Origin of the sequence: Litoribaculum gwangyangense (assembly GCF_039543505.1) — a bacterium.
In the GTDB taxonomy this organism is placed as follows: Bacteria; Bacteroidota; Bacteroidia; order Flavobacteriales; family Flavobacteriaceae; genus Litoribaculum; species Litoribaculum gwangyangense.
In genome coordinates this window covers 146,642-160,384 of record NZ_BAABJW010000001.1, presented here as the reverse complement: position 1 = coordinate 160,384, position 13,743 = coordinate 146,642, and the positions used below count along the sequence as shown (strand labels likewise).

Genomic DNA, 13,743 nt, shown 5'->3' with positions numbered 1-13,743 from the left:
GATGAAGTTTTTTTGTATTATGAACAAAACACTACTTATTGCCCTTTTTTTACTCGGAATTTCCCCCACATTCTCACAAACCAAAGTAAGTGGGTATGTTTTTGATGAATTTGATGAGCCTGTTTCATTCGCTAATGTTATTTTTAAAGGTTCAACCCAAGGCACTATTACCGATGAAAATGGACGATTTTACTTGGAATCTAACGAAACTTGGGATGCACTTACTGTATCCTTTATCGGGTATGAAACTTTAAATATTCATTTAGATAAAAAAGTAAACTATAACTTAAAATTTATTCTAAAAGAAGAAGCGTCTCAACTCGATCAGGTTTTTATTGTATCTGGTAAACAGCCAAAAAAAAATAATCCCGCTATCGATTTATTGAGGAAAATTTGGGCTAATAAGCGTAGTAATGGGTTGAAACAGTTCAAACAATATGAATATGATAAATATGAAAAAGTAGAATTCGATATCAACACCATCGATAGTGCCCTTATAAAAAGCAAACTTTTTAGAGGTATGGAGTTTGTTTTTAATCAAGTGGATACCTCGCGCGTTACAGGCAAAACCTATTTACCCATGTTTATTAATGAAGCAGTTTCCAAAGTTTACGGCGATAATATTCTAAACAAAGAAAAGGAAGATTTAAAAGGAAATAAAAATTCAGGGTTTAGCGACAATCAAGTGATTATTGATTTTGTTGACGATTTGTATTCCGATTTTAATGTTTATGATAACTATTTAAAATTCTTCGATAAAAGTTTCGTTAGCCCACTTTCCAGAACCGGTATAAACACCTATAACTATGTTTTAAAGGACAGCGCCTTTATTGATAAAAAATGGTGCTATAATATCATTTATTACCCAAGGAGAAAAAACGAGCTTACTTTTAAAGGCGATTTTTGGGTGGCCGACACCACCTACGCCATCAAAGAAATTAATATGCAAGCCTCTAAAAGTGCCAATATAAACTGGGTAAAGGAAATATACATAGAACAAGAATTTGAAGTGCTTAACGATTCCTTATTTCTTGTAAAAAGAGATTACATGATGAGTGATTTTGCTTTTAGTAAAAAAGAACAATCCAGGGGTATTTATGGAAAACGAACTACACTTTACAACAATTATAAATTTGATATTGAAAAGGACAAAAAGTTTTATGAAACTGAAGTCTATGCCTATAACAAAGATGTTTATGATCGAGACGAAAACTTTTGGGCAGAAAACCGCTTAGAAGAACTTAATAAAGATGAACAAGGTGTTTATAAAATGCTAGATACCTTAAAAACGGTTAAAAAATTTAAGCGGCTTTACAACTTGGGCAGTATTCTGTCATCAGGATATATCGAATTTAACACCTTGCCACTTGATTATGGACCCATTTTTTCAACATTTGGTTTCAATGAAGTAGAGGGTTTACGTTTACGAACCGGAGGAAGAACATATTTTGGAAGAAATGACCTTTGGCGATTAGAAGGGTTTTTGGCCTATGGGTTTAGAGACGATAAATTTAAATATGGGATTTCAGGTAAATGGTTACTCGATAAAAAAAGCCGATTGATTATTTCTGGAGGGAATAGGCGTGACGTGGAGCAAATAGGCGCAAGTTTAACAACCTCTACAGATGTTTTAGGGAGAAGTTTAGCTTCTTCTGCAGTTGTTGGCACAGGAGCAAATGACAAGTTAACATCCATAAATTTAACAAGTTTGTCTATTGAAGCAGAACCATGGCGAAATGTTATTTTCAGATTAGGTGGAAATTATAGAACGTTGGAATCTGCATCGCCTACTTTTAGTTTGGATTATAATACACCAACTGGAACCGAGTCTGAAATCAAGCAATTTGAAACGTCATTATCAGTTTCATATTTTCCAAAACGTAAAATGACGGGTTTTGGAGTAGAGCGTTTGAATGCCAATGATGATTTTGCACGATTATTTGCACAAGTATCAAAAGGAGATAAAAACCTTTTTGAAAGTGATTTTGATTACACTAAAGTTCAGTTTTCTTATATCCAGCCTTGGCAAGTTGGAGGTTTTGGTAGATTAACTACAACCGTTGAAGCTGGTAAAACCTTTGGTGAAGTGCCGCTTGGCTTGTTAAGTGTTATCCCAGGAAACCAAACCTATTTTTCAATTTACAACACGTTTTCTCAATTGGATTTTTATGAATTTGTATCTGATACTTATACGTCATTTCATATGGAACATAATTTTAATGGGCGCTTTTTCTCAAGAATTCCGTTTTTAAGAAAATTAAATCTAAGGGAAATTGTTAGTATCCGTGGAGTTTGGGGAGATATTTCACAGGAAAACATCAATCTTAGCAATACAGGTCTCCCTAATGCGATTCCGTTGATAGCGCCTTCAAATAAACCTTACTACGAATACAGTTTTGGTGTGGGCAATATTTTTAAGGTATTAAGATTAGATTTCAATTTTAGAGGAAATTATAAAGATGCTATACTTTATCCTAACGCAAGAAAATTTGGAATTACAGGAAGTTTTGGTTTTTATTTTTAAGAATTTCACAAAAAATAAAAAGGGCTTTTTAAAAAGCCCTTTTTTGTGATTTTAATACAAATCATTTGATTTGTATTATTTCTTTTCTCGTAATTTTTTTACACCAAAAGCAGTAGCCCCTAACAATAAAGCTGAAAGACCACCATCTAACGGTACAGAATCATTATTTCTGTTCCCATTGGCTCTTCCGTTGTTTGTAGTGTTGCCTTGATTTCCATATGGGTTATTCCCATATCCATTACCTTGATTGCCACCGCCAGCATTACCATTGTTATTGTTATTTACTGGTGCAGAATTGTTTCGGTGAACATGACTGTTCCCTTGCAAAGCATTTACGTTTAAGCTAAACGTAAATACTAAAATTGTAGCTAATAAGCTAAATTGTTTATAATTGTTTTTACTTCTTTTTTTCATCTTAGATGCATTATTAAGTTAAGCAAAATTATTGTGGTTACATATGATTATTTTTTATTTTCGATGTAATACATTTTAAAACTTTGAAGTGATTTTAAACCAATTTATTTGGATTTAGTATTGTCCATTATTTCTTGTTGCCTCATGGGCATGACATCTATAATGTTAAACAGGTCTATACAAGAAAGGAATCTTTTTTGCTTTAATTTAATGCCACCGTCTAATCCAATTAACACAATTGAAAAAGTGCTGTTTTTATCTTTAAAATTAACGAAAGAATTGGGTGTTTTTTCCCATTTCAGGTTTGTAAATCCGGTTCTAAAACTATCTTTTGCAATTTGGTAAATAATTAATTTTCTATTCTTTAGCCCTTTTTCATTTTTCTTTAATTCATCAATTTGTTTTTTGAAATTAGGGGCGTTAATATCTTGAGTAAAAACCAATAAAACCCTGTTTTTCCAGCGGTGGTCTGTTATTTCTTGAGACATCATAATACCTGTTTTTAAAGCTAAAAGTATTAAAGCTATTATTTTAATTCTTTTTATTCTTGAAAGCATCGAATTCACTTGGGGTGTCTTCTTTAGGGAAACTGTTATTGTTCATATTGGTATCAGCAAACTCAAAATTAGGGTCTAAATTTACTTTACTAACTTCTTTTTCTTTTATAAAAGTATGAGTGATTTCATATTCATTTCGTCTCCAAACCTCTGCTGGTAAAGTATCAATTTCTGTTGAACCATCTGTAAACACCCATTCTACAGTCACAGGCATTACTAAACCTCCAAGATTTTTTACGGTGATTTCATATATATTTTTACCCGATAATTGTTTTCTAATCTCAGGTTCATCAATTCTTGATAAAAACTGACCATAGGCAGCATCTGGGGTTGAGGTCATGGTGATTACCTCAGGACCATTGGAAAAATCTTTTGCCTCAGCATTTGTATTATTGCTATTAGCCGTTATTTTTATTTTTGAGGATTTATTTTGGTCTTCAATATTAGTGTTCTCTTCAAATACCTTAAACCATTTTACATTACTAAGTTCCATATCTACATTATCGGTTGTAAAAAACCAGCCTCTAATAAACCAATCCAAATCGGTGGCTGTGGCGTCTTCTAACGTTCTAAACAAATCGGCAGGATTAGGGTGCTTATATTTCCATCGGTTGGCATATTCTTTAAAAGCTTCATCAAAAAGTTCTTTGCCAATTATCGAATTTCGAAGCATTTGCAAACCAACAGTCGGTTTCATATAAAAATTAGCGCCAAATTGATTTAATAATTCATTATCTGAAGTCGTCATTATAGGACGTAAAATATTTTTATCACCACTCATGAACGGCACAATGCTTTTTGGTGTCGTATAATTAAAATTGGGGTAGCGTTCTTCTACGGTACGTTGGTGTAAAAAAGTATTCAAGCCTTCATCCATCCACATCCATTTCCGTTCATCGGAGCTTACAATCATAGGAAACCAATTGTGACCTACTTCATGTATAATAGTTCCTATCATGCCTGCTTTTGCACCATCACTTATTTTGCCGTCTTTATTAGGGCGTCCTCCATTAAAACTAATCATTGGGAATTCCATACCAATATTGGAAGTATTTACGGAAATAGCCACTGGATAGGGGTAATCAAATGTGGCATCGGAGTAAACTTCTAAAGCGTGCATAATGGCTTTTGTGGATTCTTCTTTCCAAACAGGAAGTCCTTCCTTAGGGTAAAAAGACATGGCCATGACTGTATTGGTTGGAAGTTTTACCGCTTGGGCGTCCCACATAAATTTTCTGGATGAGGCAAATGCAAAATCACGAACATTGGTGGCGCTAAACTTCCAGGTTTTTGGTTTGGTTGCTTTTTGCTTTTCGTTGGCTTGAGCTTCTTCTTTTGTAATAATCATTACAGGTTTGTCAAATGATTTTTTTGCTTCAGTTAATCGTTTGCGTTGTGTTTTTGCTAAAACGGATTCTTCATTTTGGAGCGTTCCAGTAGATGCTATAATATGGTCTTCGGGAACAGTAATTTCAACTTCGTAATCACCAAATTCCAGTGCAAATTCTCCCAATTTTTGAAATTGCTGATTTTGCCAACCCTCCGTATCATTATAAACGGCCATTCTTGGAAACCAATGCGCAATAAGGTAAACGGTGTTTTTATCTTCAGGAAAATATTCGTAACCTTCTCTCGATAATAAAAACATACTTCTATCAGTTATGGCATAAGACCATGAAATGGACAATGAAGTTGTTTCTCCTGATTTTAAAACGGAATTCAATTTTACTTTCATCATGGTGTTATTAACCAAGGTTTTTAGGTTATTTCCATTGCCATCTTTCACATATTTAATAGTATAACCAGCGGGGAAATTGATGGCTCTGGTTAAAAATTGCATTTGGCGGGTGGTTATGGAATCTTTTATCGCATTATTAATAGCACCAAAATCTTCATTTCCTTTTTTATTTACATTTTGTTCGAGTTGTATCCAAACATAATTTAAATCATCTGGCGAATTATTAAAATAGATTATGGTTTCTTCTCCTAAAAGGATGTTGTTTTTTTCATCAAGTGTCGCTTTTATTTTATAATTGGCACGTTGCTGCCAATAATCCCTTCCTGGAGCGCCGCTGGCTGTTCGGTAGGTGTTAGGAGGCGCAATCATATTGTCGATGGGTTCAAATTTACCTTGCCAAGGTTTAGTTTGAGAGTAGGTGGAAAAGTATGTAAAAAGACCTATTATTACTAATATATGAAAACGCATATTTTAATTATTTATTTGAGTTAGTCATGCACAATATAATAAATAATCGAGGCATTTTTTGTTAAATTCTTAATAATGCTTTTACCGTGTTTAAACTTTCTTGGAATACTTTAAAAAAAGTTGTTTTTGTTGCTTTAAGGATAAGCGTTCAGTACATTTGCACAATAAATATCATAGCAATATCCTTGATGAATAGGCTAAAAATAATTGATAATGAGCGAAAAGAAAATTAAGAAAGTAACTTTTGATGTGTTGATTGAAATACCCAAAGGGAGCAGAAATAAATATGAATATGATTTTACCTTACATAAAATCCGTTTTGATAGAACCTTATTTTCATCCATGATGTATCCAGGGGACTATGGTTTTATTCCTGAAACTTTAGCATTAGACCACGATCCTTTAGATGTTTTAGTGCTTTCAACAGAGCCCTCTTATCCCATGGTCGTTATGGAAGTGAGACCCATAGGGGTTTTCCACATGACTGATGAAAAAGGGCCTGATGAAAAAATTATTTGTGTTCCTGTTTCAGACCCTGTATGGAGTAAAAGAAGTGATATTTCAGATTTAAATCCACATCGACTGAAAGAAATTGAACACTTCTTTCAAGTTTATAAAGATTTGGAAAAGAAAAAAGTTGATGTTGGTGGTTGGGGAAATGCTCAAGAAGCTATTGATATTTATCATAAATGTGTGCAACGCTACGATGAGAGCGAACATAAGAAAAAGAGAACCTTTACAATCTAAATTATTGGATTGATAATTATTAGGCAAAAAAATGAACCATCTTTAACCAAAGGTGGTTTTTTTTATCACTTTAATTTTCCTATTTTTAGCCCCGTTAAAAAAATAATTAATTTAAACTAACTAATTTAATATGGAATTAATCGTAAAGTTTTTGCCTGCCTTTGGTGTTTTGGCGCTATTGTATGTTTTTATAAAAAGCGGCTGGGTAGCAAAGCAAGAAGTAGGGGATGCTAAAATGGCAAGAATTGCTAAAAATATTGCCGATGGAGCAATGTCTTTTTTAAAAGCAGAGTATAAAATTTTATCTGTTTTTGTTATAGCTGTTGCTATTTTGTTGTATTTCAAAGGAAGCAATGAAGTTGGCTCAAACGGCATGGTAGCGCTATCATTTATAGTAGGGGCTATTTGTTCGGCTTTAGCAGGTTTTATCGGTATGCGAGTAGCTACAAAAGCAAACGTAAGAACCACGCAAGCTGCCAAAACATCCTTAGGAAAAGCTTTAGAAGTAGCTTTTGCTGGTGGGGCCGTAATGGGTCTTGGTGTTGTAGGTTTAGGTGTTTTAGGCTTAAGTGGCCTATTTGCCATATATCAAAATATTTGGCCTGGTGCAGATAATTTAGGATTGGTTCTAAACGTGCTTTCAGGGTTTTCATTAGGAGCTTCTTCAATTGCACTTTTCGCTCGTGTTGGGGGTGGTATTTATACCAAAGCGGCTGATGTTGGAGCTGATTTAGTTGGTAAAGTAGAGGCCGGTATTCCTGAAGACCATCCTTTAAATCCTGCAACTATTGCAGATAATGTTGGTGATAATGTTGGAGATGTTGCTGGTATGGGTGCCGATTTATTTGAATCGTACGTAGGTTCTATAATTGGTACTATGGTATTAGGAGCTTTTATTATAACTCCAGATTTTGCTGGTTTAGGAGCTGTTTATTTACCTTTGGTTTTAGCGGCAGTTGGTATCATAATGTCTATAGTTGGAACCTTTTTTGTTAGAGTAAAAGATGGAGGAAATCCACAAACAGCTTTAAACATTGGTGAATTCGGTTCTGCAGGATTAATGGTAATTGCATCTTATTTTATTATAAATGCCTTGATTCCTGAAAGCGTAGAAGGATTGCCTAGTGGTGCTATGGGGATTTTCTGGGCTACTTTAGCTGGTCTAATTGCTGGTTTAGGTGTTGGTAAAATTACGGAATATTATACAGGTACTGGCACAAAACCGGTTAGCTCCATAGTACGTCAATCTGAAACAGGAGCAGCTACGAATATCATTGCAGGGTTAGGTGTTGGTATGATGTCTACAATGATTCCAATTCTATTAATAGCGGCCGCTATTTTAGTTTCTCACCATTTTGCTGGCTTATATGGTATTGCCATAGCTGCTGTGGGAATGTTGGCTAATACTGGTATTCAGTTAGCTGTTGATGCTTACGGTCCTATTTCAGACAATGCGGGTGGTATTGCTGAAATGGCTGAGTGTGATCCAGAAGTACGAGAACGTACTGATAAATTAGATGCTGTAGGTAATACAACTGCCGCTATTGGAAAAGGATTTGCAATAGCTTCAGCTGCTTTAACGGCTTTAGCATTATTTTCAGCTTTTATGAAAGTTGCTAATGTTTCTTCTATTGATGTTTCAAAACCAACGGTTATGGCTGGTTTACTAGTAGGTGGGATGTTACCATTTGTGTTTTCAGCATTATCTATGAATGCTGTTGGTAGAGCTGCGATGGCAATGATTGAAGAAGTACGTCGTCAATTTAAAGACATTCCACAATTAAAGGCTGCTTTAGAGGTTATGCGCAAGTATAATTCTGATATGAGTAAAGCTTCAAAGGAAGATAGAGCTATATTTGATGCTGCAGATGGTTATGCAGAATATGGTAAATGTGTAGATATTTCAACAAAAGCATCCATTAAAGAAATGGTATTGCCTGGTTTATTAGCCATTGCTGTTCCTGTTGCTGTGGGATTTATAGGAGGTGCTGAAATGTTAGGAGGTTTACTAGCAGGAGTAACTACTTGTGGTGTGCTTATGGCTATTTTTCAGTCTAATGCTGGAGGTGCTTGGGATAATGCTAAAAAAATGATAGAGGCCGATGGTCGTAAGGGAACAGATGCTCATAAAGCCGCAGTGGTTGGTGATACCGTTGGTGATCCTTTTAAAGATACATCAGGACCCTCATTGAATATTTTATTAAAATTAATGTCGGTTGTTGCATTGGTTATTGCGCCAAGTATTGCGCTATCATCTGATGCTGTTACTGCTTATGTTTCTGAAGGACTTAATAACGAAGTTGTAAACAATATTTCAAAAGAGGTAAAGGTGGAAATGACCAAAAATGAAGATGGTACGGTTAAGGCTATTGTTACAATCTTATCTAATGAAAATGGTGAGAAATTTACTAGTTACAAAACTTTTGAAGGTTCTGAAGAAGAGGTTAAAGCTAGAGTTCAGGCTTTAGAAAACGAAACAAAAGACTCTAGTATAACGGGACAAAGAGTCGTTGAAGAGGAGTTGTAAACTAACGTATGCAATCTTTATAAATATAAAAAACCACGTTTATAAACGTGGTTTTTTTGTACTTTTAATTCAAGTTTAAAAACATTTTATGTTTAAAAAGGATCCTCTTCAAATAATTACATTTCAAACCTATGGAACTTCTAATCATTTATACTTAAGAGGAAGAGCCATTGAAGACGAGAGTATTGATTTAGAACAAAAAGGAGCTTTTAAATTACTTTTTAATGCGTGGAAACGTTTTGAAACCGATGAGATTAAGCATACAAGAATTAAAGTTAAAGTAGGAAAGGATAAGTTTTTTTATACCCATACCGATAATAGAGGGTATTTCATTTTTGACGATAAAGTAAATAATCTTCAAAATTATTCAAATAATGAAGGTTGGATACCTTTAGAATTCTCATTCGATATTGATAATTTAAAAAGCCCTATTCAATCTGGAAATATATTTGAAGGAGAAATGCTTATTCCTTCACATAATGCAAGATTTGGAGTTATAAGTGATATTGATGACACTATTTTGCATACAGGACTGGTATCCATACTAAAATGGCGTGTAGTATTTAATACTCTTTTAACTTCAGCAGGCAAAAGAATTCCTTTAGATGGGGCGCCTCAATTTTATAATTTACTGCATAAAGGTAAAGGCGGTAATGAATCTAATCCTATTTTTTACGTAAGCCATAGTCCTTGGAATTTATATCGTTATCTCAAGTATTTTTTAAAAAAAAATAATTTTCCGAAAGGGCCAATTATTTTAAGGAGTTTTCCTATTCCTTTTTCAAAAAAACCTAATGGCCACTTACCGCAAAAGCAAAAAGAAATCATAAATCTTTTAAATACCTATCCTAAATTGAATTTTATATTGATTGGCGATAGTGGTGAATACGACCCTTATATTTACATGAATGTAGCTATGGATTATCCTGGAAGAATCATGGCTATTTACTTGATAAACGTAAATCACAAAAGGAAAATGCGTCGTGTAAAAATGTTATATGAAAATTATAAAACAACTCCAGTTTTATTGGTGGATAATAGCAAAGAGGCCATAAACCACGCAAAAGAATATGGCTTTATAGCTAAAATAGACCATTAATTTCGGCATCAATAGTATTTATAATATTCCCTAAATCTTCTGGATTATCAACAAAATCAAGTTTATCAACATCAATAATCAACAATTTTCCTTTGTTGTAACCATGTATCCAAGCTTCATATCGCTCGTTCAACCTGCTTAAATAATCAATACTGATGGAGTTTTCATACTCCCTACCACGTTTGTGAATTTGGGATACTAAATTAGGAATGGAACTTCGTAAATAAATCAAAACATCAGGACCTTGTACTAAGGATTCCATCAAATCGAACAGCGATTTATAATTTTCATAGTCTCGATTGGTCATTAAACCCATGGCATGCAGGTTAGGTGCAAAAATATGGGCATCTTCGTATATGGTTCGGTCTTGGATGATGTCTTTACCACTTTCACGTATTTGCAGAACTTGACGAAACCTACTGTTTAAGAAATAAACTTGCAGATTAAAACTCCAACGTTCCATTTGATTGTAAAAATCATCTAAATAAGGATTGTCAACAACATCTTCAAGTTGGGCTTCCCATTTATAATGTTTTGCCAATAATTTGGTGAGAGTTGTTTTTCCAGCGCCAATGTTTCCGGCAATAGCAATATGCATAGTTTATTTGATTTTTAATTGGAGTTGTTGCAAGATTTCTTGGTTGTAAATATACAAGGTTTCATTGGTTACAAAAAACTGATTTATCAACAAATTTGGCATTTTAATTGGTACTGGGACCGCGCTACTTCTTTTTAAATAAAGTAAGTTATTATCCCTTTTCAGGATGATATTTTCATTACTTTCAACCAATGTAGAATAGCCTTCGTTTTTTATTTTCAATACCAAACTGCCAAAGTAATTATACATGTACAAATACTTTTCGGTAAGCAACCAACAATAATTGTAATTACTTTTTAAATCTAAAACGGGGCTTTGCACAGGTACAGTTAGTGCGCGTGTAGTTTGCGTTTTATAATCAAAAAGTTCTAGTTTTTGTAAATCTTGATTAAAAACCCATAATGTGTTGTCAAAACCTGTTGAAATATGGGTGATGTTTTTATAGGGTGTTATGGCGTTGAAATCGATTTTAAAAATTTCAGCAAGTCTATTATCAAGAATAATAACAGTATTGAAATCTTTATAAAACAAGTTGATTTTAAGTGGATTGAATGCATTCGCTGAATGAAGCCTTCCTAGTTGAATATTGTTATAAGTAATGGTTCTGTCCAACGTTTTTTTGTTAAAAACATCATTTTCAATGTAGTAAATCGTACCGAAATTATCTATGTTTACAACGGTTTCAACTTTTAAAGGAGTTTCTTTAACAAAAGAAGTTTCAATGGTTTCTTGACCAAATATAGAACAGGATAATGCTAAAAACAGATAAAAAGTATGTTTCATTGTATTTTGAAAAATACAAAAATCAAACCAATTTCAACAAATTAGTTTGTATCCAAAACCTCTTACGTTAATAATTTCAATATTTGGGTCTTGTTTAAGTTTTTTTCTAAGCTTGGTAATAAACACATCCATACTTCTGGCATTGAAAAAGTCATCGCTACCCCAAAGTTTATTTAGAATTAACGATCTATCTAAAACCTTATTTTTGTTTTTTATTAGATGGAATAACAAATGTGCTTCACGATGGGTTAATGGCATACCATCACTATTTTTAAATTGAAGTATTTGTTTTGGAAAATTAAAGGTATATTCTCCAATTTTCATGACGCTGGAATGTTTTTGTTCAATAGTTCGGTTTAATAAATTGTTGATTCTAACAATCAATTCCTCCATGCTAAAGGGTTTTTTCAAATAGTCATTTCCGCCTACTGTAAAGCCTTCAACAACATCTTGGGTTTGCGATTTTGCAGTTAAAAAAATGATGGGAATGGTGTCATCTATGTTTCGAATTTCTTTTGCTAAAGTAAAACCGTCTTTTTTAGGCATCATCACATCTAGCACCAATAATTCTGGGTTTTCCAATTGATAGTTTTTTAATGCGATATCGCCATTTTCACAAAGTGTGACCTTAAAGTTTCTGGTTTCCAAACTTTCTTTAATAATTTGCCCCAAAGCAGGCTCGTCTTCTGCCAATAATATTTTAGTAGGATTAGTCATTAGGAAGTGAAATTTTAAAGGTTGTGAGTTTGGTTTTTAAGTCAAGTGCTATGTTGCCACCATGTTTTTCAATAATAGATTTGGTGTAATACAGCCCAATGCCAAAACCTTTTACATCATGGGTGTTACCTTTTGGGATGCGATAAAACTTTTGAAAAATACGGTTTTTATTGGTTTTGTTCAAAGAGTTTCCATTATCAGAAATTAATATTTCAACGGTGTTTCCTTTTAAAAAAAACTCCAATGAAATTTGATCGCCACCATATTTTACGGCGTTATCTAAAACATTGTTTATGGCATTTTCAAAATGGAAAACATCAATATGCAACGAAACATTTTCTAAATCAATATTTGATGTGAAAGTCTTTTCTCGATGTTGCATTTTATATCTATTTACCATAGATTCGAGGAACTCAACTATATTTATGGCTTCCTTATTCAATTCCAAAGCTTCACTATCCAATGTAGCAGTTTCCAACAATTTTTCAACCATAATATTTAATTTAGAAAGCTGGTTAGAAGACATCTCGATATATTTTTTTGTCTTTTCCTTATCGTCTATCACGTTAAAATCGCTTATACTCTCCATAGCAACGCCAATTGTAGCAATAGGAGTTTTAAATTCGTGTGTGATATTGCTTATTAAATCGTTTTTTAATTCGCCCAGTTGTTTTTGTTTTTGAATGATTTTTAAAAGATAAAACAAACAACCTATAACGGCTAAAACCAGTAAAGAGGAAATGAATATCCCAAAGAAAATACGTTTAAATACAGCAGTACTTATATTTTTAAAATAAATTTGTAGAGAACTGTTTTTGGGTAGAAAAGTTGACTTTGATGTGGCGCTAAGTAAATTGTATTTTTTATCCTCAATGGTGTCATTATTTTTAGTTTTACTCCTAAGTGATTCTGGAAATTTTTGTTTTGGTTTTTTGTAATCTAAAAAGTAATCTATCATTAAATTTTTTCGGGACAAATCAATTTTCAGTAAGCTATCAATTTGATTCACATTTAATGAATCATTGTTAATGGAAAAAACCACTTTAGTAGTTAATAATTTTATATCGTTAAAATAAGTACTATCTGGCTTGTCAATAAATTTTAGGTTATTATTTGAATCTTTTTTGGGAAGCCACCCATGAGCTTCGTTGTTTTCTAATAATAATGAATCGGCTTTTTTACCCCTAAAAATTTTTAAACCTTTTATTTTGGAGGGTTTTATTGAATCTAAGGTTTTAAATTTTTTATTGGACTCATCAATAGATTTTGATATGTTTTCCAAAAAGCCATCTTCTCCTAAAATATTATTTTTTGCTGAACCTTCAAATGTAAAACCCAAGGTGGTTTTTTCGGCTAATCCAGCATAATAATCATCTACAACTTTATCTAAACTTATTTGTACATCTTTGACCAATTGTTGTTTGTTGAAAATGTAATTCTTATAATTCCAGTAAATTTGAATGCCAATGGTACAGAGGATGACAAAGAGGATAAGATATAATATGTATTTGAATTTCAAGTCATTCATATTTCAAAAGTAAATGTTAGAATAATACAAAACTAATTGGTTA

Annotated in this window: 11 protein-coding genes; 4 read left to right on the top strand and 7 right to left on the bottom strand. The window is 33.0% G+C overall.

Features of this window, described 5'->3' with window-relative positions; all coding sequences use genetic code 11:
* Nucleotides 1-19: 19 nt before the first annotated feature.
* On the top strand, nt 20-2,524 hold the full coding sequence (locus tag ABD963_RS00665) for a DUF5686 and carboxypeptidase-like regulatory domain-containing protein (protein ID WP_345275011.1): 2,505 nt from the start codon (nt 20-22) through the stop codon (nt 2,522-2,524).
* Nucleotides 2,525-2,599: 75 nt separating this feature from the next.
* Here the strand turns inward: ABD963_RS00665 and ABD963_RS00660 are convergent, their stop codons facing one another.
* The 3 genes from ABD963_RS00660 to ABD963_RS00650 form a co-directional block, all read right to left on the bottom strand.
* A complete protein-coding gene (locus tag ABD963_RS00660) occupies nt 2,600-2,938 on the bottom strand; it encodes a PID-CTERM protein-sorting domain-containing protein (RefSeq protein WP_345275010.1) in 339 nt (112 codons plus the stop codon).
* A 104-nt stretch (nt 2,939-3,042) separates the two neighbouring features.
* Entirely contained in the window at nt 3,043-3,495 is a 453-nt protein-coding gene (locus ABD963_RS00655; protein WP_345275009.1) for a DUF4174 domain-containing protein, read from the bottom strand.
* Nucleotides 3,470-5,701, bottom strand: coding sequence for a M1 family metallopeptidase (locus ABD963_RS00650; protein ID WP_345275008.1), 2,232 nt, complete (start codon nt 5,699-5,701; stop codon nt 3,470-3,472). Before ABD963_RS00650 ends, ABD963_RS00655 begins: the two co-directional genes overlap by 26 nt.
* Before the next feature lie 213 nt (nt 5,702-5,914).
* On the opposite strand from ABD963_RS00650, the gene ABD963_RS00645 reads away from it, so the two are divergent.
* The 3 genes from ABD963_RS00645 to ABD963_RS00635 all read left to right on the top strand — a co-directional run bounded on the left by ABD963_RS00645 (nt 5,915) and on the right by ABD963_RS00635 (nt 10,074).
* Nucleotides 5,915-6,448, top strand: a complete 534-nt coding sequence (locus ABD963_RS00645) for an inorganic diphosphatase (RefSeq protein ID WP_345275007.1) — start codon at nt 5,915-5,917, stop codon at nt 6,446-6,448.
* A 130-nt stretch (nt 6,449-6,578) separates the two neighbouring features.
* Nucleotides 6,579-8,975 carry a sodium-translocating pyrophosphatase gene (locus tag ABD963_RS00640; protein ID WP_345275006.1) on the top strand — a complete coding sequence of 799 codons (2,397 nt, stop codon included), beginning with the start codon at nt 6,579-6,581 and terminating at the stop codon, nt 8,973-8,975.
* A gap of 88 nt (nt 8,976-9,063) precedes the next feature.
* A complete protein-coding gene (locus tag ABD963_RS00635; RefSeq protein ID WP_345275005.1) occupies nt 9,064-10,074 on the top strand; it encodes an App1 family protein phosphatidate phosphatase in 1,011 nt (336 codons plus the stop codon).
* Here ABD963_RS00635 and ABD963_RS00630 read toward each other — a convergent pair.
* From ABD963_RS00630 to ABD963_RS00615, 4 genes are read right to left on the bottom strand one after another with little or no spacing between them, the layout of a single operon-like run.
* Nucleotides 10,058-10,672: a deoxynucleoside kinase gene (locus ABD963_RS00630; RefSeq protein ID WP_345275004.1), complete on the bottom strand. Its 615-nt coding sequence runs from the start codon at nt 10,670-10,672 to the stop codon at nt 10,058-10,060. The genes ABD963_RS00635 and ABD963_RS00630 overlap by 17 nt on opposite strands.
* Nucleotides 10,673-10,675: 3 nt before the next feature.
* A complete protein-coding gene (locus tag ABD963_RS00625) occupies nt 10,676-11,455 on the bottom strand; it encodes a hypothetical protein (protein ID WP_345275003.1) in 780 nt (259 codons plus the stop codon).
* A 33-nt stretch (nt 11,456-11,488) separates the two neighbouring features.
* Nucleotides 11,489-12,172 (bottom strand): response regulator transcription factor, encoded by a 684-nt coding sequence (locus ABD963_RS00620; protein WP_345275002.1) that lies wholly within the window; start codon nt 12,170-12,172, stop codon nt 11,489-11,491.
* Nucleotides 12,165-13,700, bottom strand: a complete 1,536-nt coding sequence (locus tag ABD963_RS00615; protein ID WP_345275001.1) for a sensor histidine kinase — start codon at nt 13,698-13,700, stop codon at nt 12,165-12,167. Before ABD963_RS00615 ends, ABD963_RS00620 begins: the two co-directional genes overlap by 8 nt.
* Between the last annotated feature and the right edge of the window lie 43 nt (nt 13,701-13,743).